The sequence below is a fragment of the Stenotrophomonas sp. YJH_SMC_106-19 genome (assembly GCF_059368375.1).
The window spans coordinates 1,161,154-1,186,682 of record NZ_JCAFRQ010000001.1; the positions used below are offsets into that span (position 1 = coordinate 1,161,154).

21 protein-coding genes and 1 pseudogene are annotated in these 25,529 nt (G+C 66.9%); 7 read left to right on the forward strand and 15 right to left on the reverse strand.

The features are described from left to right. Window positions 1-83: 83 nt before the first annotated feature. Both AC5P5M_RS05135 and AC5P5M_RS05140 read right to left on the reverse strand, forming a co-directional pair. The gene (locus AC5P5M_RS05135) at window positions 84-506 is read right to left on the reverse strand and encodes a YbaN family protein (protein WP_053520181.1); all 423 of its coding nucleotides are present in this window, start codon (window positions 504-506) and stop codon (window positions 84-86) included. A 54-nt stretch (window positions 507-560) separates the two neighbouring features. Further along, window positions 561-2,636 carry a S9 family peptidase gene (locus tag AC5P5M_RS05140; RefSeq protein ID WP_368866004.1) on the reverse strand — a complete coding sequence of 692 codons (2,076 nt, stop codon included), beginning with the start codon at window positions 2,634-2,636 and terminating at the stop codon, window positions 561-563. On the opposite strand from AC5P5M_RS05140, the pseudogene AC5P5M_RS05145 reads away from it, so the two are divergent. Continuing rightward, window positions 2,614-2,679: pseudogene (locus tag AC5P5M_RS05145) on the forward strand (hypothetical protein); the annotation flags it as partial. The gene AC5P5M_RS05140 and the pseudogene AC5P5M_RS05145 sit on opposite strands and share 23 nt — an antisense overlap. A 145-nt stretch (window positions 2,680-2,824) precedes the next feature. Beyond that, entirely contained in the window at window positions 2,825-4,009 is a 1,185-nt protein-coding gene (locus AC5P5M_RS05150) for a pyridoxal phosphate-dependent aminotransferase (protein WP_461288395.1), read from the forward strand. A gap of 74 nt (window positions 4,010-4,083) precedes the next feature. Here the strand turns inward: AC5P5M_RS05150 and AC5P5M_RS05155 are convergent, their stop codons facing one another. After that, window positions 4,084-6,180 (reverse strand): prolyl oligopeptidase family serine peptidase, encoded by a 2,097-nt coding sequence (locus AC5P5M_RS05155; RefSeq protein ID WP_053519813.1) that lies wholly within the window; start codon window positions 6,178-6,180, stop codon window positions 4,084-4,086. Between the two features lie 69 nt (window positions 6,181-6,249). Next, complete coding sequence (locus tag AC5P5M_RS05160; protein ID WP_053519814.1) at window positions 6,250-6,570, reverse strand: hypothetical protein; 321 nt, start codon at window positions 6,568-6,570, stop codon at window positions 6,250-6,252. A 128-nt stretch (window positions 6,571-6,698) separates the two neighbouring features. Between AC5P5M_RS05160 and AC5P5M_RS05165 the strand changes: the two genes are divergently transcribed. Further along, window positions 6,699-7,301, forward strand: coding sequence for a lipocalin family protein (locus AC5P5M_RS05165; protein ID WP_053519815.1), 603 nt, complete (start codon window positions 6,699-6,701; stop codon window positions 7,299-7,301). 84 nt (window positions 7,302-7,385) lie between these two features. Here the strand turns inward: AC5P5M_RS05165 and AC5P5M_RS05170 are convergent, their stop codons facing one another. The 3 genes from AC5P5M_RS05170 to AC5P5M_RS05180 form a co-directional block, all read right to left on the reverse strand. Beyond that, on the reverse strand, window positions 7,386-8,075 hold the full coding sequence (locus AC5P5M_RS05170; RefSeq protein ID WP_053519816.1) for a methionine ABC transporter permease: 690 nt from the start codon (window positions 8,073-8,075) through the stop codon (window positions 7,386-7,388). Then, window positions 8,072-9,079, reverse strand: coding sequence for a methionine ABC transporter ATP-binding protein (locus tag AC5P5M_RS05175; protein WP_065181774.1), 1,008 nt, complete (start codon window positions 9,077-9,079; stop codon window positions 8,072-8,074). Before AC5P5M_RS05175 ends, AC5P5M_RS05170 begins: the two co-directional genes overlap by 4 nt. A 207-nt stretch (window positions 9,080-9,286) precedes the next feature. Next, window positions 9,287-10,183 (reverse strand): DMT family transporter, encoded by an 897-nt coding sequence (locus AC5P5M_RS05180; RefSeq protein WP_065175182.1) that lies wholly within the window; start codon window positions 10,181-10,183, stop codon window positions 9,287-9,289. 119 nt (window positions 10,184-10,302) lie between these two features. On the opposite strand from AC5P5M_RS05180, the gene AC5P5M_RS05185 reads away from it, so the two are divergent. Next, window positions 10,303-10,785, forward strand: coding sequence for a YajQ family cyclic di-GMP-binding protein (locus AC5P5M_RS05185; protein ID WP_053519819.1), 483 nt, complete (start codon window positions 10,303-10,305; stop codon window positions 10,783-10,785). A 35-nt stretch (window positions 10,786-10,820) separates the two neighbouring features. Here AC5P5M_RS05185 and AC5P5M_RS05190 read toward each other — a convergent pair whose 3' ends face one another. The 3 genes from AC5P5M_RS05190 to AC5P5M_RS05200 all read right to left on the reverse strand — a co-directional run bounded on the left by AC5P5M_RS05190 (window position 10,821) and on the right by AC5P5M_RS05200 (window position 14,646). Further along, window positions 10,821-11,918, reverse strand: a complete 1,098-nt coding sequence (locus AC5P5M_RS05190; RefSeq protein ID WP_461288396.1) for a helix-turn-helix domain-containing protein — start codon at window positions 11,916-11,918, stop codon at window positions 10,821-10,823. A 116-nt stretch (window positions 11,919-12,034) separates the two neighbouring features. Continuing rightward, entirely contained in the window at window positions 12,035-13,162 is a 1,128-nt protein-coding gene (locus tag AC5P5M_RS05195) for an NAD(P)-dependent alcohol dehydrogenase (protein ID WP_053519821.1), read from the reverse strand. A gap of 17 nt (window positions 13,163-13,179) precedes the next feature. Beyond that, complete coding sequence (locus AC5P5M_RS05200; RefSeq protein ID WP_053519822.1) at window positions 13,180-14,646, reverse strand: benzaldehyde dehydrogenase; 1,467 nt, start codon at window positions 14,644-14,646, stop codon at window positions 13,180-13,182. A 193-nt stretch (window positions 14,647-14,839) separates the two neighbouring features. Here AC5P5M_RS05200 and AC5P5M_RS05205 point away from each other — a divergent pair, with 193 nt between their 5' ends. Continuing rightward, the gene (locus AC5P5M_RS05205) at window positions 14,840-15,406 is read left to right on the forward strand and encodes a DUF1415 domain-containing protein (protein WP_164150708.1); all 567 of its coding nucleotides are present in this window, start codon (window positions 14,840-14,842) and stop codon (window positions 15,404-15,406) included. Next, entirely contained in the window at window positions 15,403-16,206 is an 804-nt protein-coding gene (locus AC5P5M_RS05210; RefSeq protein WP_164150647.1) for an SDR family oxidoreductase, read from the forward strand. Before AC5P5M_RS05205 ends, AC5P5M_RS05210 begins: the two co-directional genes overlap by 4 nt. Before the next feature lie 57 nt (window positions 16,207-16,263). Here the strand turns inward: AC5P5M_RS05210 and AC5P5M_RS05215 are convergent, their stop codons facing one another. Then, window positions 16,264-18,294, reverse strand: coding sequence for a M3 family metallopeptidase (locus tag AC5P5M_RS05215; protein ID WP_414487935.1), 2,031 nt, complete (start codon window positions 18,292-18,294; stop codon window positions 16,264-16,266). A gap of 169 nt (window positions 18,295-18,463) precedes the next feature. Here AC5P5M_RS05215 and AC5P5M_RS05220 point away from each other — a divergent pair, with 169 nt between their 5' ends. After that, on the forward strand, window positions 18,464-18,868 hold the full coding sequence (locus AC5P5M_RS05220; protein ID WP_197600915.1) for a hypothetical protein: 405 nt from the start codon (window positions 18,464-18,466) through the stop codon (window positions 18,866-18,868). Between the two features lie 99 nt (window positions 18,869-18,967). Here AC5P5M_RS05220 and AC5P5M_RS05225 read toward each other — a convergent pair whose 3' ends face one another. From AC5P5M_RS05225 to AC5P5M_RS05240, 4 genes are all read right to left on the reverse strand, one after another. Further along, entirely contained in the window at window positions 18,968-20,080 is a 1,113-nt protein-coding gene (locus tag AC5P5M_RS05225) for a PLP-dependent cysteine synthase family protein (RefSeq protein WP_065181781.1), read from the reverse strand. Window positions 20,081-20,177: 97 nt separating this feature from the next. Then, a complete protein-coding gene (locus AC5P5M_RS05230; protein WP_495205626.1) occupies window positions 20,178-21,989 on the reverse strand; it encodes a 2Fe-2S iron-sulfur cluster-binding protein in 1,812 nt (603 codons plus the stop codon). Further along, window positions 21,986-22,678 carry a PepSY domain-containing protein gene (locus tag AC5P5M_RS05235; protein WP_065181783.1) on the reverse strand — a complete coding sequence of 231 codons (693 nt, stop codon included), beginning with the start codon at window positions 22,676-22,678 and terminating at the stop codon, window positions 21,986-21,988. The genes AC5P5M_RS05230 and AC5P5M_RS05235 overlap by 4 nt, the downstream gene beginning before the upstream one ends. A gap of 55 nt (window positions 22,679-22,733) precedes the next feature. After that, a complete protein-coding gene (locus tag AC5P5M_RS05240) occupies window positions 22,734-25,448 on the reverse strand; it encodes a TonB-dependent receptor (RefSeq protein ID WP_111186214.1) in 2,715 nt (904 codons plus the stop codon). Window positions 25,449-25,529 lie beyond the last annotated feature (81 nt).

Below are 25,529 nucleotides of genomic sequence, written 5' to 3' on the forward strand. Positions count from 1 at the left end.
CCCCGAGTATAGCCACTGCCGGCTGAGCGGTTGGTGGAGGGTACGGCCCCCATGGCAGCGCCGGGCCATGCCCGGCGGAAGGGTCAGTCCTGCGGCGGCAGCGGCCGCGTCCACAGCCAGATCGCCACCACGGTCATGCTGCCGATGGAAAACCATTTCACCCAGGCGATCGGCACGCACCACAGCATGATCCCGGCGCAGACCGCCATGGTGATCGTGGCCATCCATTTGCCGTAGCGGCTGACCGCGCCATGCGCCTGCCAGTTGCTGATGGCCGGCCCGAAGCGCGGATGCTGCAGCAGCCAGGCATGCAGCCGCTCGGAGCCGCGCGAGGCGGCCCATGCCGAGATCAGGATGAATACGGTTGTCGGCAGCCCCGGCACGAAGATGCCGACAATGCCGGTGCCGAGACTGACATAGGCGAGCAGCCACCATGCCCAGCGGAAACGCACCGGCCGGCGGGTCGGGGCTGCGTCCTGGGCGGCAGGCGGTTCAGGCAGGCTCATGACCGCAAGGATAACGGTTCGGGGTGCCCGGCAACGCCCGGCACCCCGCCGCGATCACGGTGCTGCGATACCCAGCTGCTGCAGCACGAAGGCATACGATTCGGACAGCTCGCGGTAACGCTGGAAGCGACCCGACTTGCCGCCATGGCCGGCCTCCATGTTGGTGCGGAACAGGATCGGGTAATGGCCAGTATTGTCGTCGCGCAGCCTGGCCACCCACTTGGCCGGTTCCCAGTACTGCACCTGCGAATCCCACAGGCCGGTACCGACGAACAGCGCCGGATAGTCCTGCTTCCTGACATTGTCGTAGGGCGAGTACGAGAGCATGTAGTCGTAGTACTGCTTCTGCTCCGGGTTGCCCCACTCGTCGTACTCGTTGGTGGTCAGCGGGATGGTCGGATCCAGCATGGTGGTGACCACGTCCACAAACGGCACCTGCGCCACCATCACCCGGTAGTCCTGCGGCGCCTGGTTGGCCACCGCCCCCATCAGCAGGCCACCGGCACTGCCACCGGACGCGGCCACGCGATCCTTCGCCGCCCAGCCCTGCGCCACCAGTCCACGGGTAACGTCGATGAAGTCGTTGAAGGTGTTCTGCTTGTGCAGCAGCTTGCCGTTCTCGTACCAGTCGCGGCCCATCTCCTGGCCACCGCGGATGTGGGCGATGGCATACACCACGCCGCGATCGAGCAGGCTCACTGCCGTCTGGTTGAAGTACGGGTCCATCGACATGCCGTAGCTGCCGTAGGCGTACTGGAACAGCGCGCCCTTGCCGTCCTTCTGGTAGCCCTTGCGGTAGACCAGCGACACCGGCACCTTCACGCCATCGCGCGCGGTGATCCAGACGCGTTCGGTTTCGTACTTCGATGCGTCATAGCCGATCACCGGCTGCACCTTCAGCTGGCGGCGCTCGCCGGTGGCGGTGTTCAGCTCGAACACGGTGGTCGGGGTGGTCATCGAGGTGTAGACGTAGCGCAGCCATGGCGTATCGGCCTCGGTGTTGTCGCCCAGGCCCATCGAGTACGCCGGCTCATCGGCCTTCACGTAGTCGCTGCGGCCATCCTTGAACAGCAGGCGGATGCGCTCCAGGCCTTCGGAACGCTCGGCAATGGCGGTGAAGCCATCAAACAGTTCGAAGCCTTCGATGAACACCGCATCGTCATGCGCGATCCAGTCCTTCCACTGCGCACGCGAGGTGGCATCGGTCGGTGCGGTGACCAGTTTGAAGTTCTTTGCACTGTCGTTGGTACGTATCACCCAGCGGCCATCGTAGTGGTCGGCGTCGTACTCGACGTCGCGCTGGCGTGGCGCCAGCACGGTGAACGTGGTCGGGTCGCCGGCCGGCGCGTAGCGCTCTTCCGACGACACGGTACTGTGCACGCCGATGGTGATGAAGCGGTCGTCGCGGGTGCGGCCGATGCCCATGTAGAAGCTGTCGTCCTTCTCTTCGTAGACGACGGTGTCGGCGCTGGCCGGGGTGCCCAGCACGTGCTTCTTCACGCGCACGGTCAGCAGCGTTTCCGGATCGTTCTCGACGTACAGCACGGTGCGGTTGTCGTCGGCCCAGACCAGGTCGCCGGAACTGCCGGTGATCACGTCGGGCAGCACCTGCCCGGTCCGCAGGTCCTTGAAGCGGATCGTGTACTGGCGACGGCCCACGTCATCGTCGGCCCAGGCCAGCAGCTGGTTGTCCTGGCTGACTTCCATCGAGCCGACATTGAAGTAGCCCTTGCCGGCGGCCATTGCGTTGACGTCCAGCAGCACTTCTTCGGCGGCATCCATGCTGCCCTTGCGGCGTGCGTGGATCGGGTAGTCCTGCCCGGTCTCGAAGCGGCTGTAGTACCAGTAGCCGCGCTCGCGCGCCGGCACGCTGGAATCATCCTGCTTGATGCGGCCGACGATTTCCTTGTACAGCGCGTCTTCCAGCGGCTTCAATGGCGCCAGCACCTGGTCGGCATAGGCGTTCTCGGCCTGCAGGTAGGCCAGCATGTCCTTGTTCGCGCGCTTGTCGTCACGCAGCCAGTAATAGTCGTCGTTGCGGGTCGCGCCGAACGGGGCCTTGACCTCGTGCGGATGCCGGGCGGCGTCCGGCGGAACAGGCAGGGGGGCGGCGGTAGCGGTGCTGGTCATCAGGCTGGCGAGCAACAGGCAGAGGGTGGGCTTCATGAGATAAGGCTCCAGGCGCTTCAATGCAATGGTCTTCGACGGGATCGGTTCCCTTCCCCGAACAGCGATCTGACCCCAATCCCGTCGGCACCACAACCCTGCAGGTCGTCACGGTGCGGACCCGCCGGCAGCGGTCGGCGTACCATGGGCGCATGAGTACCCTGCCCCACCCGCCGGTCTACAGCCGGCGCAGCCATGAAATCGCTCCGTTCCACGTGATGTCCCTGCTGGCCCGCGCGCAGGCGCTGGAACAGGCCGGCCACGATGTCATCCACCTGGAGATCGGCGAACCGGACTTCACCACGGCCGCGCCGGTGGTGCGTGCCGGCCAGGCGGCCCTGGCCGCCGGGCACACGCGCTACACCGCCGCACGCGGCCTGCCTGCGCTGCGCCAGGCAATCAGCGGCTTCTATCGCAGCCGTTACCGGCTGGATGTGGACCCGGAACGCATCCTGGTCACTCCTGGCGGCTCCGGCGCGCTGCTGCTGGCCAGCAGCCTGCTGGTCGACCCGGGCCGGCACTGGCTGCTGGCCGATCCCGGCTATCCCTGCAACCGGCATTTCCTGCGCCTGGTGGAAGGTGCCGCACAGCTCGTCCCGGTCGGTCCGCAGACGGCTTACCAGCTCACACCCTCGCTGGTGCAACAGCACTGGAACACGGACAGCGTCGGCGCACTCGTCGCCTCGCCGGCCAACCCCACCGGCACGGTGCTGTCGGCCGATGAACTTGCGGCGCTGTCACGCGCACTGCACGCACGCGGCGGGCACCTGGTGGTGGACGAGATCTATCACGGCCTGACCTACGGCGTGGACGCGGCCAGCGTATTGCAGGTCGATGACAGCGCGTTCGTGCTGAACAGTTTCTCGAAGTACTTCGGCATGACCGGCTGGCGCCTGGGCTGGCTGGTGGCGCCGCCCGCAGCGGTGCCCGAACTGGAGAAGCTGGCGCAGAACCTGTACATCAGTGCGTCGAGCATCGCCCAGCATGCAGCCCTGGCCTGTTTCACCGATGAATCGATGGCGATCCTCGAACAGCGACGGGAGGCCTTCCGCCAGCGTCGCGATTTCCTGTTGCCGGCGCTGCGCGAGCTGGGCTTCCGCATCGAGGTGGAGCCGCAGGGCGCGTTTTATCTGTATGCCGATGTCAGTGCGTTCACCGATGATGCCCAGGCGTTCTGCGCACACTTCCTCGAAACCGAGCATGTGGCGTTCACCCCGGGCCTGGATTTCGGCTTCCACCGCGCCAACCAGCATGTGCGCCTGGCCTATACCCAGGAAATACCGCGGCTGCAGGAAGCGGTGGAGCGCATCGCGCGCGGGCTGCAACATTTCCGGTAGCGCCGGGCCATGCCCGGCGAGCGCGCAGCGCCGCCCATGAAAAACGCCGCCCGGGGGCGGCGTTTTTCATTTCGTCATTTACCGCCCAGGCGCTCCCACAGGAAGCTGTAGGCCAGGGCCGCCATGTGCGCGGCCTGCGCGTTGTTGGCTGCGCCGCCATGACCACCTTCGATGTTCTCGTAGTAGGTCACATCCTTGCCGGCGTCGATCATCTTCGCCGCCATCTTGCGGGCATGGGCCGGGTGCACGCGGTCATCGCGGGTGGAGGTGGTGAACAGCACCGGCGGGTAGTTCTTCTTCGCGTCGAACAGGTGGTACGGCGAGAAGGTCTTGATGAACTCCCAGTCGCTGGTATCGGGGTTGCCGTACTCGGCCATCCACGACGCGCCGGCCAGCAGGTGGCTGTAGCGCTTCATGTCCAGCAGCGGAACCTGCACTACCACCGCACCGAACAGCTCCGGGTACTGCGTCAGCATGTTGCCGGTCAGCAGGCCGCCGTTGCTGCCGCCCTGCACGCCCAGGTGCCTGGCACTGGTGATCCTGCGCTTGACCAGATCCTGTGCCACCGCGGCCATGTCCTCGTAGGCCTTGTGACGATTCTGCTTCAGCGCCGCCTGGTGCCAGCGTGGGCCGTACTCACCGCCACCACGGATGTTGGCGACCACGTACACACCGCCCTTCTCCAGCCAGGCGCGGCCCATGCCACCGGAATAGCTGGGTGTCAGCGAAATCTCGAAACCGCCGTAGCCGTACAGCAGGGTCGGATTGGAGCCGTCCAGCTTCATGTCCTTGGCATGCACCACGAAGTACGGCACACGGGTGCCATCCTTGCTGGTGGCGAAGTGCTGCTCGATCACCTTGCCCTCGGCATTGAAGAAGGCCGGCATGGTCTTCAGCGTTTCCGGTGCCTTGCCGATCTCGGCCAAAGCCAGGGTGGTCGGCGTCAGATAGTCGGTGGCGGTCAGCCAGACCGCATCGCTGTCGTCGCTGTCCACTGCGCCCACGGCCAGAGTGCCGAATGCCGGCGCGCCGACAAACGCGCTCTTCTGCCAGCCATTGGCGCCCGGGGTCAGCACGGACAGGCGATTCTTCACATCGTCCAGTACGTTAAGGACGAGGTGGTTCTTGGTCCAGGTCGCACCGGCCAGCGAGGTGGTCGCGGTCGGAGTGAACAGGACCTCGAAGTCACGCTTGCCGGCCAGGAAGTCATCGAGCCGGGTCGCCAGCAGCGAGCCGGACGCGTAGGTCTTGCCGCCCACGGTCCAGGCGTCGCGCAGCTCCAGGGTCAGCCACTGCTTGTGCAGGCCCTTCTCGGCGGAGTTCGGCGCATCGATCTTGGTCAGCGTGCCATCGTCGCCGCGCAGGTAGACCTCATTGTTGTAGAACGCCAGCGTGCGGCTGACCAGGTTGCGCTCGAAGCCCGGGGTGTCATCGTGCATCGCCGCGATGTACATGTCCTCCGGCTTGCCTTCGTACACCACGCTGGCCGACGACATCGGCGTCCCACGCTTCCACAGCTTGGCCACGCGCGGGTAGCCGGAGGTGGTCATGGTGCCGGCACCGAAATCGGTGTAGACGAACACGGTATCGCGATCGATCCAGTTCAGGCCGCCCTTCGACTCGGGACGGAAGAAGCCATCCTCGATCCAGCGCTTCGTCGACAGATCGAACTCGCGGGTGACATCGGCATCCGCGCCACCGCGTGACAGCGCGATCAGGCAGCGGCTGTAGTCCGGGCGCAGGCAGTCGGCGCCGTGCCAGACCCAGTTCTCGCCCTCGGCCTTGTTCAGTGCGTCCAGGTCAAGCACGGTTTCCCACTGCGGCGAGGCCTTGCGGTACTCGGCCAGGGTGGTGCGCCGCCACAGGCCACGTTCGTGCTGCTTGTCCTTCCAGAAGTTGTAGTAGTAGTCGCCGATCTTCTGCACGCCGGGAATCTTGGCATCCGAATCGAGCACCTCACGGATGCTGGCCTCCATCTGCCTGAAGGCCGGAGTCTGCGCCAGGCGCGCCTCGGCCTTGGCGTTCTGCTCCTTGACCCAGGACAGCGGCTTGTCGCCGGTGACGTCCTCCAGCCAGGCATAACGGTCGGTATCTTCAGCAGCCACGGCGGTCCCCACCGAGGCAGCGGTCATCATGCCAGCCAGCAGGCAGGCGGAAGCGAGTCGTGACATTGCAGCTCCAGGCAGTCATAAGCCGTGGAACGCTAGCACGGATCCGGACACCGCCCCCCGTGTCGAAGGTCAGGCCGCCGCCGTCGCGCCGCGCCGGCCGCGCGCGCCGGCTGCCCTGCGGCGGCGCGCCTGTCCACCGGTACGACGCGACGACCGCCGCCGCAGCGACGGCAATGGGCAGCGCAGCAACGCCCACCAGGCCACCAGCGGCATGCCGATCAGCCACAGGGGCAGCCAACCCAGCCAGGCACTGCTGCCACGGGCGGCCGGCCACACCAGGACCAGTGCGACGCCGGCCAGTGCCAGATGCTGTACACCCCGCAGCAGGCGCGGATCGGCGCGTTCGCTGACGCGTTCAGTCGAGGGGCGGCGTGTGAGGCGTGCGCTCATGCGGGTTTCTCCGGTGGACAATGCAACACAGCTTGGGCAAGGGCCTTCTCATACGCTGCGACACCATTGACGGACCGCGTGCACACAGTCGACCATGCGCGTGCAAGCCCACTGGAGCCCGCTCCCGCATGACTTCGATCCGCCCGCTCTGCGCCGTGCTGCTGGCCCTGTCCCTGGCGGGCCCGGCGCTGGCTGCCAGCGATCCGCCGTCGCCGCGTGCCGCGGCGCCCCGCGCCCCCGATCCGAACGCGCCGATCGACCTGCAACGTTTCATGGGCACCTGGTACGTGATCGGCCGCGTGCCGAACTTCGTCGAGCGCGGTCACGTTGCCAGCGTCAACGAGTACGCGCTGCGCGACGATCACAAGGTTGCCATCACCTACCGCTACCGCAACGGCTTCAGCGAACCGCAACAGGAGATCCGCGCCCGTGCCAGCGTCGACCCGGACAGCGGCAACCATGGCTGGCGGACCTGGTTCTACCGCGTGGTGCCGACCCATTCGCGCGTTCTGGAAGTGGCGCCGGATTACTCCTGGGCACTGATCGGCTATCCGGGCCGCGAGATGGCGTGGATCTTTGCCCGTCGGCCTGACATGGACAAGACGCTGTACAAGGAGCTGGCCGAGCGCCTGCGCGACGAGTACGGAGTGAATACCGACAAGCTCAAGCGGGTGCCGCAGCGCCCGGACCAGGTCGGCAAATTGGGCTATGAAGTGCCCAACGCGCGGTGAGACGACGCCGCCGGGCATGGCCCGGCGCTACTGGAACGTCCGCGTGGCAGGGTAGCGCCGGGCCATGCCCGGCGGACGTGCCGGTTACCTGCGGGTGTAATGTGCGACCAGCCGGTCGCCTAGCATCTGCAGCAGCTGCACCAGCACCAGCAGCAGCACCACGGTCACCAGGGCGACGTCGGTGTGCGAACGCTGGTAGCCATCACGGAACGCCAGATCGCCCAGGCCGCCCGAGCCGATCGCACCGCCCATGGCGGTGAAGCCGATCAGCGCAACGGTGGTGACCGTGGCACCTGCGATCAGGCCCGGCCGCGCTTCCGGCAGCAGCACACGGGTGACCAGCTGCCAGGTGGTTGCGCCCATCGCCTGGGTCGCCTCGATCACCCCACGGTCCACTTCGCGCAGCGCGGTTTCCACAAGCCGCGCATAGAACGGTGCGGCGCCGATCACCAGGGGCACGATCGCACCGCGAACACCCAGCGACGTCCCCATCATGAACAGCGTCACCGGAATCAGCACGATCATCAGGATGATGAAGGGCACCGAACGCAGCAGGTTGACCACCAGCGCCAGCACGCCATAGGCGAACGGACGACGCTTCATCTGCGGCGCACCGAACAGGTACAGCAGCACGCCCAGCGGCAGCCCGATGGCCAGGGTCAAGGGCAGCGAACCGGCCAGCATCAGCAGGGTGTCGATGGTGGCCTGGCCGATATCGGCCCACTTGCCGGCGTCCAGGTGGCGGAAGAATCCGTCTGCAGCAGCAATGATCATCGACGCAGTTCCTCGACATGCACGCCAGCGGCCACGAACGCGGCCTGCGCGGCGGCGTGATCGCCACCGACCAGGGCCACGACCAGTTGGCCATACGGTGTGTCCTTGATCCGGTCGATACGCCCGGACAGGATGTTGTAATCGACCCCGGTCTGGCGCGCGATGCTGCCCAGCAGGGGTTCGTAGGTATCGCCACCGAGGAAGGTCAAGCGCACGATGCGCCCACTCACGGCGTCGAAATCACGGTGCAGCGTTCCTTCGTCCACATGCTCCGATTCGCTGACGAAACGGCGGGTGGTGGGATGCTGCGGATGCAGGAACACCTGGGTGACCGGACCGGTCTCCACCAGCTGGCCGGCATCGAGCACCGCCACCCGGTCGCAGACGCGGCGGATCACATCCATCTCGTGGGTGATCAGCACGATGGTCAGGCCCAGCTCGCGGTTGATCTTCGACAGCAGCGCCAGCACCGACGCGGTGGTCTGCGGGTCGAGAGCACTGGTGGCCTCGTCGCACAGCAGGATCTGCGGGCGGGTGGCCAGGGCACGGGCGATGCCCACGCGCTGCTTCTGGCCTCCGGACAGCTGCGCCGGGTACTTCTGTGCGTGTGCCTGCAGGCCGACGGTCTGCAGCAGTTCGGCCACCCGGCTGTCGATCTCCGCCTTCGGTGTACCGGCCAGCTCCAGCGGGAAGGCGACGTTGCCCGCCACCGTGCGCGAGGACAGCAGGTTGAAGTGCTGGAAGATCATGCCGATTCGCCGGCGCAGCGAGCGCAGGCCGTCGGCATCCAGCGCGGTGATGTCCTCGCCTCCGATCAGCAATCGGCCACCGGAAGGCTCTTCCAGACGGTTGATCATGCGGATCAGCGTCGATTTGCCGGCACCGGAATGACCGATGATGCCGAAGACCTCGCCGGCCTCGATGGTCAGGTCCAGCGGTTGCAGCGCGCTGACCGCGCGGCCGGCAACGGCATAGGATTTGTGCAGGCGCTGGAACTCGATCACGGGAGCGGCTCACCGGCAGGCGACAGAAGGGGGCGTGCAGCCTACCAGCGCCGGCGGTCGCGCGCCCGCGCCATGGGCCAGAATGTTATTCCTTTTGGTTCTAAGACACCTACTCCGGCCGGGTTCCGGGGTCAGAGCCCCTGTGGGATCTGACCCCGGGGTCGGATCCCCGCAGGGGCTCTGACCCCGCTCCCCGGCCAAACCGGTTCAGGGATGATCCAGCGGCTTCGGCGGCTGCTGGCGGTTCACCCGCTCGCGGTGCAGCAGGTACAGGCCCGACGCCACGATGATCGCCGCCCCCACCCAGGTGTAGCCGTCCGGCAACTGCCCCCAGAAAGCCAGATCCCATCCGATCACCCAGACCAGGCCGCTGTACTCCAGGGGCGCGATCATGGATGCCTCGCCCAGCTGGAAGGCCTTGGTCAGGGCGATCTGACCCAGCGCACCGGCCAGCCCCATGCCTGCGATCAGCGGCGCGTGCGCCAGCAGCAGCGGCCTCCAGCCGGGAATCGCCAGCAGGCCCGCGCCGATCGCCATGATGACCAGGAACCAGACCACCATCGACTGCGAGGTGTCGGTACGGGTCAGCAGGCTGACCGTGATCGCGGCAACGGCGTAGGCGGTGGCCGCGGCCAGCACCATCAGGCCCGGCACCGAGATGAACCCATCCACGCCGGGCCGCAGCACCACCAGCACGCCGACCAGGCCGATGCCGATGGCCACCCAGCGACGCGGTCCGACCCGTTCGCCCAGCAGCGGCACCGACAGGGCCGCGATCAGCAGCGGCGCGACGAAGTAGATGGTGTAGGCGGTGGACAGTGGCAGATCGCGCAACGCGAACACGAAGCAGCCGATCATCGCCATGCCCAGCGCGCCACGCAGCAGATGCAGGCCCCAGCGACGTGGCACCAGCGAACGCGGGCCCGCGCTGACCAGCACCCAGACCAGCACGAACGGCAACGACGCCGCGCCGCGCAGGAAGGTCACCTGCAGGGTGGGATAGCTGGCCGCCAGCTGCTTCATGCCGGCGTCCATCAGGGAGAAGCAGGCGACCGCGGCGACCATCCAGGCCACCGCGCGCGAGGGGGAGCGTTGCACGTTCATGGCCCATTATCGCCGAGCCGGCGGCGGGATGCCGTTGCAGCGATGCCCAGCGCCACGGAAAGCGGGCAGGCTGGCCGGCGCGATAGAATGTCCGCACTGAATTCTGTGGAGCATCGCCCATGCCTTCCTTCGACGTCGTCTCCGAAGTCGACACCCACGAGCTGACCAACGCCATCGATCAGGCCAACCGCGAACTGAGCACCCGCTTCGATTTCAAGGGCGTGGACGCCAAGTTCGAGCGTGATGGCGATGTCATCAACCAGTTCGCGCCGACCGAGTTCCAGCTCAAGCAGATGAACGACATCCTGCGTGCGCGTCTGGCAGCGCGCGGCATCGACGTGCTGAGCCTGGAGTTCGGCGACATCGAGACCAATCTGGCGCAGGCGCGGCAGAAGATCACCGTCAAGCAGGGCATCGAGCAGAAGGTGGCCAAGAAGATCGCCGCCGCACTCAAGGACGCCAAGCTGAAGGTGGAAAGCCAGATCAATGGCGACAAGCTGCGCGTGCAGGGCAAGAAGCGCGACGATCTGCAGGACGCGATCGCAGTACTGAAGGCCGGCAAGTTCGAGCTGCCGCTGCAGTTCAACAATTTCCGCGACTGACTGCTCCGCCGGGCGTGGCCCGGCACCGCGCTCGATCAATCACGCAGCAGCTTGTACAGCGTGGTGCGCGAGATGCCCAGCTGACGTGCGGCCAGACTGAGATTGCCGTCCGCCGCCTGCGCCGCCCGGCGCGCCGCTTCACGCTGCTGATCGCGCAGCGCCGGCGCCGCCATCGTCGCCGGTGAAGACCGTCGCACGCTGTTGCCAGCGACCTTGCGCGGCGCCTGCAGATGCTGCAGGTAGACCGCACTGCCCTCGCCCAACCGGACCCGATGCGGCGCCCCCGGCTGCAGCAGGCGCCGCCGCTGTGCGGCACTGGCGCCGGCAAACACCGCTGCAATATCCAGCAACGGCAGTGGCCCGCGCCGCGGCAGGCCCAACAGACGCCGGGCCACACGGTTGGCGGCGCGCAGCTGGCCATCCTCCTGCACCGCCAGCAGCCCCTGCAAGGGTGACGCCAGCCAGCGCGGATCATGCTGCAGCGCCAGCAGGTGCACATCGGCAAGCGTGTAGAACAGGCGATTCTCGCTGGCCAGTGCGGCCTGCCGGAAATAGCCCTGCAGCAGCGAAGGATCGCGCTCACCCAGCCCGGTGATATCGATCACTCCGCATACCCGCCCGTCGAGATCGTGCAGGGGTTCACTGAGGCAGAACACCGGAGCGAAACGCTGCAGGTAATGTTCATTGCCGCGTACCAGCGCAGGCAGGTCGTCGGCCAGGCTGACCGCCGGCGCGGTGGTGCCGATCTCGCTTTCGCCCAGCCGCCGCCCGACCTGGATCGGCCGCAGCAGGGGCGAGTCTTCCAGGCCATGCGCCTGCTGCGCGATCACCATGCCCTCGCGGTTGGCGCAGAACATCGTCCAGCCGCGTCCGCCGAAAGCGGCCCACAGCTGTTCCAGCTCCGGTTGCACGCAGCGCGCCAGGCGACGGTCGTCGCGCTGGGGCAGATGCCGACCATCGCTCTGCAGCGGCAGGTAGACCGGTTCCTGCCCGGGCTGCAGGCCAGCCGCGCGCGAGCGCATCCACGACTGCTGCAACGGCTGCGGCAACACGTTCAATGAGCGCGCATCGCCCTCGGCAAAGGCCGCGCGTACCGCTACCAGCTGCTGTTGCCCGACGGAAGTTGCGATCATGGGCGCAGCGTACACCCGCCAGCGGCAACGCCACGTTACGCTCCGATGAGGTATTGGCCTGCGGTTGCCGCCCATCCGGCAGGTGCAGGGCGAAGCCCTGCAGCCCTGCCCTCAGATCACGCCGCGATGCGCAGGATCGGCTTCAGGGTGATGCCCCGGGTGCTGTCCTCGGCCGCCTGGTTGATCTGCTCCAGCGGGTAGAACTTCACCAGCCTGTCGAACGGGAAGCGGCCCTGCTGGAACAGCGTGACCAGCTGCGGAATGAACACCTGCGGCACACTGTCGCCTTCCACGATGCCACGGATGCTGCGGCCACCCAGCAGCAGGTTGTTCACGTCGAAACTGGCGGTCGTGCCCAGCTTTGGTGCACCGACCACGCCCATCATGCCCAAGCCCCCCAAGGCTTCGATACCCGCAGAGAGCACCTCCGGGCGACCGGTCGATTCCAGCGCGAAATCAGCGCCACCGCCGGTGATGGCGCGCACGGCCTCGACCACATCGGTCTCGCGGCTGTTGACCACGTGGGTGGCGCCCAGCTCCAGCGCGAGTGCCAGCCGCGACGGCACCACATCGATGGCGATGATGGTCGTGGCACCGGCCACCTTGGCCGCCATCACCGCACTCAGACCGACTGCGCCGGCACCGTAGCTGGCAAAACTGCTGCCCGAGCGTACCTTCAGCGAATTGAGTACCGCGCCGGCACCGGTCTGGATGCCGCAGCCCAGCGGGCCCAGCAGTTCCAGAGGCGCATCGTCGGGCACTTTGATCGCATTGATCTCGCGCGCCAGCGCATAGGTGGCAAACGAAGACTGCGCGAAGAAATGGTCATGCAACGGCTGACCCTGCGCATCGGTGATGGCGGTATGGCCGTGGCCATCATCGCCACCAAAGTTCAGCGCGAAGAAATCCCTGCAGTAGGCGCCATGACCGCCCCGGCACGGATTGCAGTGGCCGCAGGCGCCATAGGTCAGCACCACGTGATCCCCTGCTTTCAGTTCCTTTACGTTGGGGCCGACCGCCTCCACGACGCCGGCGCCTTCGTGACCCAGCACCGCGGGCAACGGCACCGGGTAGTACTGATCGCGCACGATCAGGTCGGTGTGGCACAGGCCGGTGGCTACCACCTTCACCAGGACCTCATCCTCCTGCGGGCCGCGCAGCCGGGCCTGCTCGATGACGAAGGGTTGTTCCTTGCCGCGGACCACTGCGGCGGTGATCTCGCGTGTTGCCGTATTGTCGTTCATCGTGATGGCTCCTTCGATCAGATCGGATAAGCGGGCGCCTCGCCCTTGACGGTCAACCACTGCCACTGCGTGAACTCCTCCCAGTTGGCGGGGCCGCCGATACTGGTGCCATTGCCGGATGCTCCGACACCGCCAAAGGGATTGATCACCTCGTCGTTCACGGTCTGATCGTTTATGTGCAGCAGTCCGGTGCGCAGGCGCTCACCGAGCTTCAGTGCGCGGCCGACATTGCTGGAAACGATGGCCATCGACAGGCCGTACTCGCTGTCGTTGGCCAGGCGCACTGCATCGTCGTCATCGTCGAACGGCACCACCACCGCCACCGGCGCGAAGATTTCTTCGTTGAACGCCGGATTGTCAGCAGCGACGTTGCCAAGCACGGTCGGCGCGAAGAACAGATCGCGATGGGTACCTCCGGCCTCCAGCGAGGCACCGGCCTGCACTGCCTGCTCGACCACGCGCGTGGCGTGGTCGCGCTGGCCGGCATTGATCAGCGGACCGATCGCCACGTCTTCGCGCGCCGGATCGCCCACCTTCAATGAATTGGCCTTGGCCACCAGCTTCTGCAGGAACGCGGAGTGGATCTTCCGCTGCACCAGCACGCGGCCGGTCGCCATGCAGATCTGGCCCTGATGCAGGTAGACCCCCCACGCGGTGTTGGCCACCGCCAGGTCGAGGTCGGCATCATCGAGGATGATCAACGAGTTCTTGCCGCCCAGCTCCAACGAGACCTTCTTCAGATGCTTGCCCGCCGCTTCTCCGACCTTGCGCCCGGCGGCGGTGGAGCCGGTGAACTGGATCATCGCCACGTGCGGATCGCTGGTCAGCGCAGCGCCGGCCGCGCCATCACCGGGCAGCATGTGCAGAACGCCTGCCGGCAGGCCGGCCTGCTCGAACAGGCGTGCGATCACCGCCCCGCCGCACACCGCTGTGCGCGGGTCAGGTTTGAGTACCACCGCGTTGCCCAGCGCGATGGCCGGCGCCACCGCGCGCATGGCCAGATACAGCGGAAAGTTGAAAGGCGAGATGACCCCTACCACACCCAGCGGTCGGCGCCGCGCCAGATTCAGTCGGCCCGGCTCGGAAGGCAGAATCTCGCCGGTGCTGCGCGACGGCAGCGCCGCAGCCTCGTGCAGTGCCTTGATGGTCACCTTGGCCTCAAAACCTGCCTTCAGGCGGGTGGAGCCGCTTTCGCGTACCAGCCATTCGACCAGGGTGTCGATGTGTTCTTCGGCCAGGCGTGCCGCTTTGCGCAGCACTTCAGCGCGCTGTTCGTACGGAGCCGCCGCCCACGCCTGCTGCGCCTGCGCAGCGGCCGCCGCCGAGCGCGCCACCTGCGCCGGGTCGGCCAGGCCGATCTGGCCGAGCGTGTTACCGGTGGCCGGCTCGATCACCGGCTGCCGTTGCGCGGCCGCCTGCCACCGGCCGTCGAAGAGGGCGCCGGCCCAAAGGGCGTCCGGCAGCCACGGAGAAGATGCAGTCATGGGTGTCCTCCTGTGTCGTGCGTCCATTCCACGCCTACCGCCCGCAGCAGGCAATCGGCCATCTGCCGGTGGCCTGCAAAGGCTTGAATCGGCGGGGATTTGCAGCATGGCGACTGTCCAGTTCCTGCACAGTGAACAGCGCAGCGGCGGCACACTGCCTACAATGGCGACCTCGCCCGCCGATGTGCCCGCCATGACCGATACCGCCCTGCCCACCGACGACCCGATCGCCGCCACCCGCCTGTGGCTGGAGCGCATCGTCATCGGCCTGAACCTGTGTCCGTTCGCCAAGGCCGTATATGTGAAGGACCAGGTCCGCTTCGTGCTCAGTGATGCCACCACCCCCGAAGCACTGGTCGAACAGCTGGCCGAGGAACTGGTGCTGCTGCGGGACACGCCGGCCGAGCAGATCGACACCACCCTGATCGTGCACCCGCAGGTGCTGACGGATTTCCTGGACTACAACGACTTCCTCGACAACGCCGACGCGGCGATCGAGGCGCTCGATCTGCAGGGCATCCTGCAGGTGGCCAGCTTCCATCCGGACTACCAGTTCGAAGGCGTGGCCGCCAACGACGCCAGCAATTACACCAACCGCGCGCCCTATCCCACGCTGCACCTGCTGCGCGAGGACAGCGTGGCACGCGCGGTGGACGCCTTCCCCGATCCGGACGTGATCGTCGAGCGCAACATCCAGACGCTGGACCGCATCGGCGTGGACGGCTGGCATCGCCGCCTGCGTGGCGAAGACCTGTCATGAGCGCGGTTCCGCCGATCGCTGCCTGGCCTGCCGCGCCGCTGGCGGGCAAGGTGGTGCTGGTCACCGGTGGCGCCAATGGCATCGGCCGCGGCATCGCCCAGGCCGTGCTCGGTGCCGGCGGCCGCGTGCTGATCGGTGATCTGGATACGGAAGCCGGCCACGCCTGCCTGGCCGAATGGCATCGCGATGACGATGCGGCGTTCCAGCCCCTGGACATCACCGACGAAGCCAGCGTGCGCGCGTTCATCGCCACGGCGGTGCAGCGGTTTGGCGGCATCGATGGCCTGGTCAACAATGCCGGCATCGCCGGTGCGCACGGTACGCCACTGCAGGACATGGCGTGGGACGAATGGCAGCGCCGCCTGTCATCGCTGCATGGCGCTTTCCTGTGCAGCCGGCATGCCCTGCCGGCACTGTCATCCGGTGGCGCCGGCGCCATCATCAACATCGCCTCGACCCGCGCCCGGCAGTCCGAAGCCCATAGCGAAGCCTATGCCGCGGCCAAGGGCGGACTGGTGGCATTCACCCACGCGCTGGCAATCAGCGCCGGACCGGCTGTACGGGTGAACAGCATCAGTCCGGGCTGGATCGGCACCAGCGAGTGGCAGGCGCCCCCCCGGCGCCATGCGCCCGAGTATTCGGCCATCGACCACGCACAGCATCCGGTCGGCCGCGTCGGCCGCCCGGAAGACATCGGCGCGCTGGCGGTGTACCTGTTGTCGCCGCTGTCCGGATTCACCACCGGCCAGGATTTCATCGTCGACGGCGGCATGACCCGCAGGATGATCTACGCCGAGTGACCGATGCCCGTCGAGGGGTGCCCGCCATGGGGGGCACCCCTCACAGCCGACGTGGGATCAGGCCATGCCCGAATGGCGCAGCAGCGCATCGATCTGCGGCGCACGGCCACGGAAGGCCTTGAAGTTCTCGGCCGCTGGACGGCTGCCCCCGCGCGAGAGGATCTCGTCGCGGAAACGTGCACCGGTCGCGGCCAACGCCTGCGGTGCTTCCTCGAACGCCGCATAGGCATCGGCACTGAGCACCTCGGCCCATTTGTAACTGTAGTAGCCGGCCGCATAGCCACCGGCGAAGATGTGGCTGAACTGATGCGGGAAGCGGTTCCAGGCTGGCGGATGATTCACCGCCACTTCGCCGCGCACGCGCTCCAGCAGTGCCAGCACACTGTCCTGCGTGGGCTCGAACTGGCTGTGCAGCAGCATGTCGAACAGACCGAACTCCAGCTGGCGGACAGTCGCCATGCCGCTGTGGAAATTGCGCGCGGCCAGCATGCGCTCATACAGCGCACGTGGCAGCGGTTCACCCGTCTCCACGTGCGCAGTCATGCGCTGCAGGTGGTCCCATTCCCAGCAGAAGTTCTCCATGAACTGGCTGGGGAGCTCCACCGCATCCCATTCCACGCCATTGATGCCGGCCACGCCCAGCTCACCAATGCGGGTCAGCAGCTGGTGCAGGCCATGGCCCATTTCATGGAACAGCGTGGTCACTTCATTGTGGCTGAACGTAGCCGGCCTGCCGCTGGCACCGCGACCGAAGTTGCACACCAGATACACCAGCGGCGTCTGCACGCTGCCATCGGCACGCTCGCGCCGGTTGCGGCAATCGTCCATCCACGCACCGCCGCGCTTGCCCTCACGGGCGTACAGATCCAGGTAGAACTGGCCTACCAGCGCGTCCCGCGCATCGACCAGCCGGAAGAAGCGTACGTCCTCGTGCCAGACCGGTGCGCTGTCCTCCTGCACGCGCAGTCCATACAGCTGCTCGATCACCGAGAACAATCCACCCAGCACCTTCGGCTCGGTGAAGTACTGTTTCACCTCCTGCTCGGAATAGCTGTAGCGCGCCTGCTTCAGGCGGTCGGCCGCGAACGCCAGGTCCCAGGCCTGCAGGCTGTCGATGCCCAGGTGGTCACGCGCGAACTGCTCCAGTTCGGCACGGTCCCTGGCCGCGAACGGCTTGGCGCGCGACGCCAGGTCACGCAGGAAGCCCAGCACTTCGGCCGGGTCCTGCGCCATCTTGGTGGCCACCGAGTAGTCGGCGTAGGAATCAAAGCCGAGCAGTGCGGCCAGTTCGGCCCGCAGGGCCAGGATGCGGTCGATGTTGCCGCTGTTGTCCAACGCGTCATCGCCGAATTCGGAAGCGCGCTGCGCGCTGGCCCGGTACAGGATCTCGCGCAGGTCACGATCTTCGGCCCAGGTCTGTACCGGCAGGTAACACGGCATCTGCAGCGTCAACTTCCAACCGTCCCTGCCATCGTTCGCCGCTGCCGCACGCGCGGCAGCCTTCACGTCGTCCGGCACGCCGGCAAGGCGTGCTTCGTCTTCCACGATCAACGACCACGCATCGGTGGCATCCAGCACGTTCTGCGAGAACTTCGCGGACAGCGCCGACAGTTCTTCCTTGATCGCGGCGAACCGCTGCTGGGCGTCCGGCGCCAGCTCCGCGCCCCCCAGGCGGAAGTCGCGCAGCGTATTGTCCAGCACCTTGCGCCGGGCCTCATCGAACGTCCCCGCCTCCGGGCCGGTGGCCAGTGCCTGGTACTGGCGGTACAGCGCCAGGTTCTGGCCCAGCGCACTGGCGAAGCGGGTCACCCGCGGCAGGTTGCTGTTGTAGGCCTCGCGCAGTTCCGGGGTATTGACCACGCCCTGCAGGTGGCCGACCAGACCCCAGGCGCGCCACAGCCGCTCGGTGGCATCGTCCAGCGGGACCACGAAGGTGTCCCAGCGGACCGGCTGCACCTGCTCGGCTGCGTTGACGGCGGCCTCGGCCTCGGCCAGCAGCACGTCCAGCGCCGGCGCCACGTGCTCGGGGCGGATCGCCTCGAAGCGGGGCAGGCCGGAGAAATCGAGCAGGGGGTTGGCAGCGGTCACGGCAGATCTCCAGTTACGGGCCCGAGGGGCGGGCAGCCCAGTGGATATGGCGCTGGCCGGGGCCGCAGACAAGGGGTGCCTGCCGATCATTCACGTCGGCCTTACGGTGTCGCGCGGAAGCTCTGGCTGCGGGGGAGTCCGCAGCGGAACATGCCGATAGAGGCCCCACATGGAAGGTCTGGCTCAGGTTGCAACCGCGTTGCCGGCCCGGTCGCTGGCGCTGTCTGCCAGCGCGGAGGAGTTGTCCTGGATCGCCACATTGTGCGATCCCGGCGATGATGCCCGGCGCCATCTGCAGGAGCTGCAGGTGCTCATGCAGCAGGGCGGCATCCTCAACGATGAGCAGGAGTGGTACCCGTTCGAGGTGATCGAACGCGGTGCCGGCCACCTGCACCCGGGGCACGAGCGCGAGTTCGTGATCTGCGTGCTGCTGTGGCTGCAGGCGCTGGCCCAGGACCGCATCAGCAGCCTGGACCCACGGCTGCACCTGGATGATCGCGCGATGGACATCGAGGCGCTGCCTGATGCGCTGCGCGATGTGGTGCTCGACGCGTTCACTGCGGCGGGATACTGATCGGGATGCGCCGCTGCGCTCGCCGGGCGTGGCCCGGCGCTACCGGGATCGACGGGCACTGATACGCCGCTGCGCTCGCCGGGCGGAGGCACCGCAGGCTTACAGCGCTTCCAGGCTGCAGCACGGCAGCGCAGGCAGGCCCTGACCCGCCACGGCCGCGGCCAGCTGCGCATCGGCACCGTCCACATCGATGCCCTGTCGTGCGTACCACGCCGGGTCATAATAGCTCTGCGCGTAGCGCTCGCCACTGTCGCACAGGATGCTGACGATGCTGCCGTGGCGGCCGGCTTCGCGCATCCACTGCGCCGCCTGCAGCACACCGATGAAGTTGGTGCCGGTGGAGCCTCCCACGCGCCGACCGAGCTGCCGGCTGACGTGGCGCATGGCTGCCAGGCTCAATGCATCCGGCACCTTCACCATCGCATCGACGCTGGTTGGAATGAAGCTCGGCTCCACCCTCGGTCGGCCGATGCCTTCCACACGGGAGCCACCGCTGCAGGTCAGGTCACGCCACTGCTGCTCGCCCGCCACCGCCGCCTGGTAGCCCTCGAAGAACACCGAGATCTCCGGATCCGCGCAGAGGATGCGGGTGTCGTGCCGCCGGTAGCTGACGTAGCGGCCCAGCGTGGCCGCAGTGCCGCCGGTGCCTGGGCTGCAAACGATCCACTCGGGTACCGGGCTGGGCTCTTCGGCCATCTGCTTGAAGATGGACTCGGCGATGTTGTTGTTGGCGCGCCAGTCAGTGGCCCGTTCGGCGTAGGTGAACTGGTCCATGAAGTGACCGCCGGTTTCGCGCGCCAGCCGTTCCGATTCGCAGTTGAGATCACAGGCGCGCTCGACCAGGTGGCAGCGGCCACCATGGAATTCGATGGCAGCGATCTTTTCCGGCGAGGTCGTGGCCGGAATCACCGCGATGAAGGGCAGCCCCAGCAGGCGTGCGAAATACGCTTCGGACACCGCGGTCGAGCCGCTCGACGCCTCGATCACCGGCCGCCCTTCGCGCAGCCAGCCGTTGGCCAGCGCGTACAGGAACAGCGAACGCGCCAAGCGGTGCTTGAGGCTGCCGGTGGGGTGGCTGGATTCATCCTTCAGGTAGACATCGATGCCTTCGAACCCGGGCAGCGCCATCGGGATCAGGTGGGTATCGGCGGACCGGTTGAAATCGGCTTCGATCTTGCGGATGGCCGCAGCCACCCAGGCGCGCTGGGACATGGAACGCCACTTCGGTGAGTACAGCTGCGCATTCTACTCCGCCCGCACCGCTGCAACGGGCGCCGCGGCCGCCCTGCACGGCCACGGCGCCTCCACTTCAGATCTTGAAATCGTCGTATGCGATCCGCTCTTCCGTCACCCCCAGCCGCTGCAGCAGCTGCCGGGTCGCGGCCAGCATCGGTGGTGGCCCGCACAGGTAGAACTCGCAGCCGGAAAGATCCGGATGCCGTTGCAGCAGATCCTCATGGATGGCGTCATGCACGCGCCGGCCGGTTCCCTGCCCGGACCAGACGGGATGCCAGCTGAAGTTCGCGTGCGCTGCCTGCAGGGCCTGCATCTGCGCCATGTAGGGGCAATCGCGATCGCTGCGGGCACCGTACCAGTAGTGGATGCGCTCCTGCCCTCCCTCGGAAAGCCGATGTTCGATCATCGCCCGCAGCGGTGCCATGCCGGCGCCGGCTCCGATGAAGATCTTTTCCCGGGACACGCCGCTGAGCGCGAAATCACCGAACGGTCCGCTGTAGCGGACGCGATCGCCGGGGCGCAACGAGTACAGATAGCTGGACCCTTTGCCCGGCGGATGCCGCTTGCCCTGCTGCCAGCCAGGGCTGAACCGGGCCAGCAGCACCAGGCGCCCCGCTTCGGCGGCAACCGGCTTCGCCAGCGAGTACGAACGACGCACCGCCGCCTTGTTGTGCAGGGTTTCCGGCAGGGCCAACGGTGCCCAGTCCTGCCAGTGTTCGTCCGGATGCCAGAGCGCGGAACGGGGCAGCTCGTATTCGGGCACATGCAGCTGCAGGTAGCAGCCGGGTTGATAGAGTGCGTCGGCGGCGTGGTCGGGACGCAGGTGGATCTCGCGCAGGAACGGGGTCACCGCTTCGATCCGCTCGACCGTTGCCTCATGCTCGGTCCACAGGCTGGCACCGCCGGCTACCTCGATCTCCATATCCGCCCCCACCTGCAGGTTGCAGGCGAGCCGGCAGCCGACCTTCAGCCGCGATCCGGCCAGGTGCGCCCGATCTGCGGCGGAAGGCGTGCCGGCCTGTCCGCGGACCCGGACTTCGCACAGTCCACAGCTCTGCCCGCCGCCGCAGTTGGAGGGCAGGTTCACGCCTTCGCGGGCCAGCGCCAGGTAAACACTGTCCCCCTGCGCCGCAGCCACCGTGCGCAGGTGCGTGCCTCCTGGGGCGAACACTGCCAACTGCCGGCGGCTGCGCCATCGATGTGGAACGAACTCATGCAGGCGAACGCTCGCCAGCAGCAGCCACGCACCGGTCAAGGCCATCCACAGCCCCCCCAGCCCCATTCCCACCACCAGCGGATTGTTGAAGTTGGCCCGCGCCGCGTAGTCCATGATATGCAGCATCCAGAACACATCGAACAGCCGCCACGTCGCGGTGCGGTGCTCGAGCACCTGTCCACTGTCGGCGGAGACGTAGACGGTGGTGTCCTGCGCATCACCGAAGTCCACCCGCCAGACCGGATCGGGATGGCTGCGCGTCTCCAGACTGTGCGCCAGATGCACCGGCACTGCGGGCACGCCCTGGCCACGGTAGGCGGCCTGCGCGACGCGCAGCGCGATCACCGGATCGATGGTGATGCGCCTGCCATCACGCGCATCGATCACTTCGGTGCCTTCCGCTGACTGCAGTCGATACACCGGCGTCTGCAGCAGCCAGCCGCTGTCCAGGGTCGCGGCCGGCCATCGTGCGGCTCGCAGTGCATCGGCCGGTGAGACGCTGTCTGCCGGCCATGCCGGGGGCGCCGGGGGCGCAGCCCGCTGCGAAGTGCCAGCGATCCGGTCCGGGTCAAGCAGGCTCATGCCCAGTCCACTGCCGAGCCAGACCAGGAACTGCAGTCCGACCAGCACCCCGATCCACCTGTGCAACCGGCGCAGCCACGGCGTCATGCGCGCCTCCTCTGGCCGAAGCTGTAGAACAGCAGCCACACGCCACTGAGACCGAATGCCAGTCCGATCACCGATGCGACGCGCAGCAGGCCATTGTTGACGTCGGTGCGCTGCTCGTAGTCCATGATGTGGAACATCCACAGGAAATCGAACCAGCGCCACAGGCTGTGCCGGCGCGCCAGCAGTTCACCGCTGTCCGGTGACAGGTACAGCGTGGTGCTTCCGCGGTCAGCGAAATGGACGGCCCACATCGGCACCGGTCGCGTCTTCACTTCCGACGGCGCACGGGTCACCCATTCCACCCGCGCGACCTCGCCTGCGCCCTGGTACAGCGCTGTGGCCAGCGCGATGGCGCCATCCCGGTCCAGCCGCGGCAGGCGCTCTCCACTGCGGGCATCGACCAGGAAGCGTTCCGGTCCGCGCTGGACGTCGTAGACCTCACGCTCCAGCAGCCGCTTGAGGCGGAACGACTGCAGGCCGGGATAACGCGCGGCCAGCACATCGACACCGACTCGATCATGCACCGGCGCCAGCGGTTCGCCACGGACATGCGCCAGGTGGTCGCCATGGATCACCTGCAGCGGCACCACGGTCATGTAGACCCCGCTGAGCATCCACAGCAGCGCCTGCACACCGATCACCAGTCCGATCCATTTGTGGGCGCGGCGCGCCCAGAATGCGGGTTTCATCTACCTTCTCTCCCTTGCGGAGCACCCCCGCCGCAGGCGACGGGGGCGCGTGCGATCACCAGCGGTAGCCGATGCGTGCATACCAGCGACGACCGAGCAGGTCGTAGGTCATGGTGTCTGTGTTGGCGTCGGTATAGCTCTGGATGAACGGCGCCGAGCGATCAAAGACGTTGTCCACGCCCAGCGCCACATCCAGCGCCTTGCTGACCGCGTACCTGAGCTGGAGATTGTGATAGAACACCGATGGCGCATGATCACCGATGTCGCCACGCGCGGCATTGATGTCGTCGGCCCGGCCGATGTACTGGGTGGTCCAGGTACCGGACCATTGCCCACGGGACGCGTTCATCGACATCAGTCCACGCCACTTGGCATAGCTGCCACGGCCGCCGGTGATCCTGCCGGCATACGTGATCACCTCTGCTCCGGCATACGGGCGCACGTCATAACGCTGAAGGTAGGAGATGTCGGCACTGATGCTGGCGTCCATGCCCCACGGCTTGAACTCGTAGAGTGCGCCCAGGTCGTAGCCACTGACCTGTTCATCGGCCGTGTTCACCGGCTGCGACGACAGGTAGTTCACTTCGCCGGTGCGCGGGTCCCGGGTGAAGTTGCTGGCGTCGCAGAACGGATGCGCCAGCGAGGGAGTGTTGTAGCAGATGGCCAGCTTGGTGGAACCGGCGATGCGCTGGATCGCGTTCTCGATGCGGATGCGGTAGTAGTCCAGGGTGAGCGTCAGCCCGGGTGCGAACGTGGGTGTCCACACCACCCCGGCGGTGAAGGAGGTCGCATCTTCCGGCTCGAGATCCGCATTGCCGCCGGACGTGGTCAGGATGGTATTGCCCGGCTGCACGTAACCAGCCGGCACGCCATCGGCCTGGCAGTTCGCACGCACGATCGAGCTGGCCGGCAGTCCGCTCCAGCCACTGCAGGGGTCGGTGGTGGTGAGGTTGCCCTCGGACACGCCACCGAACAGTTCGGGGATGTTGGGAATGCGGAATGCCGTAGCATAGGTGCTGCGCAGCTTCAGCGAAGGGCTGACCTGCCAGTCCAGCCCGGCCTTGTAGTTGAAGTCGCGCCCGAACAGGTCGTAGTCGGACACGCGGCCGGCCAGGTTGAGGTACAGCGAATCTGCGATGACCGCGTCCTGCAGCAGCGGCACCGCCAGCTCCATGTACGCTTCCTTGGCCGTGTATCGCCCGGCGATCGGATCCTGCTGGTTGGTGTTGCCGATGCCGAGCACGGTCAACGGATCCGGATCACGCCAACCGCGCTCCCTGCGCACCTCCACGCCCGCGGCGAATCCCACCCAGCCTGCCGGCAGCTCGAAGATCTGCCCGCTGAGATTAGCGGTGAAGCTCTTCTGCTCGTTTCCGCCGGTATCGCGCGAGGTGTACAGGATGTAATCCAGCACGTCACGGCTCAGGTCCCCGTAGCCGAGATAGTCGCCGCAGGGAATCGCTGCGCCGGGCGCGGTACTGCACAGGGACCGGTCCAGCGTCTGGTCGACGCGATCGAGGTTGGCGACATTGTCCGAACCATCCACGCCGGTGTTGCGCCCCCAGTTGAAGGCCACCGACCAGTCCCAGCTGGTGCCGAACTGGCCTTTCAGGCCCGCTACCACCCGGTAGGTGTCGGTCTCCTGGAAGAAGTGGCGGGGACCGGCCTCTTCCAGGCGCCGGCGCTGCAGCAGCAGATCCTGCCCGGTGGGATTGGTCGGATGGTCGGCGGCGATGTTGATCGGCCGGTAGACGCCCAGCCCACCCGAGGTCGCCAGCTGCCTGGACTGGCGGTTGGTGTACATCGCTTCGATGAACGCGCGTGTGCTGTCATTCAACTGGCTGTCGCCGAACACGCTCAGGCTGAGCCGCTCGATCGGGTTGACCGCGTTGAGCGTGGGATTGCCGTTGTAGTTGTGCTTGGCCGCCGAATAGGGCTCGTAGAAATCGCCGTCGCCTCCGGGCACCTGGTTGAAGTTGACCCGTCGGCCATCCGCCAGCAGTGCACGACCACCGATGGTGGACGAACTGCCGGAGCAGACCAGCCGGCCATCGGATTCGATCAGGCCGCAGGGCGCGCGCGAGGCCATGTTGACCGCTCCGCTGTCGAAGTAGCTGACCGCAGCCATCAGCGAGCCGCGTTCGCTGCTGACACCCCAGCTGACATCGACCGAGGTTTCCTCGCCGTCGCCCTGGCTGGTCTGGCCATAGCGCACCACCGCTTCGGCACCCTCGAATCCCTGCTTGGTGATGATGTTGACCACGCCAGCCACCGCATCGGCGCCATAGATTGCCGATGCACCGTCCTTGAGCACCTCCACGCGCTCGATCAGTGAGACCGGAATGACATTGAGGTCGACCGAACTGTTGGCGCCGGTGCCGCCATTGACGATGCGCCGGCCGTTGAGCAGGACCAGGGTCCGGTTGATACCGAGACCGCGCAGATTGACCTGGGTGGTGCCGTAGCCGTTCTCGGCCCAGTACGCATTGCTCTGGCTGCCCGCGAACCCTGCCGAGGCCGGCAGGCGCTGCAGCAGGGTTTCCACCGAGGTGGCGCCGGAACGTTCGATGGCCTCGGCATCGACCACGCTCACCGGGCCGACGCCTGACAGCTGCGCGCGCTTGATGTGGCTGCCGGTCACCTGCACGGTATCCAGCGTGCGTGCCTTCGCATCGGGCGACTGCGCATCCTGCGCGGCGACGGAGTGGACAACGGAGACGCACAGCAGACTGCCGATGGCCGCAGCCATGGCATTGGACTTCAGATACATGTTCTCTCTCCCGCAGGAATACTGTCTCTGGGTGCCCCGCCACGATTCGGGCAAAGGGACACGACGGCGTCATGTCGACGC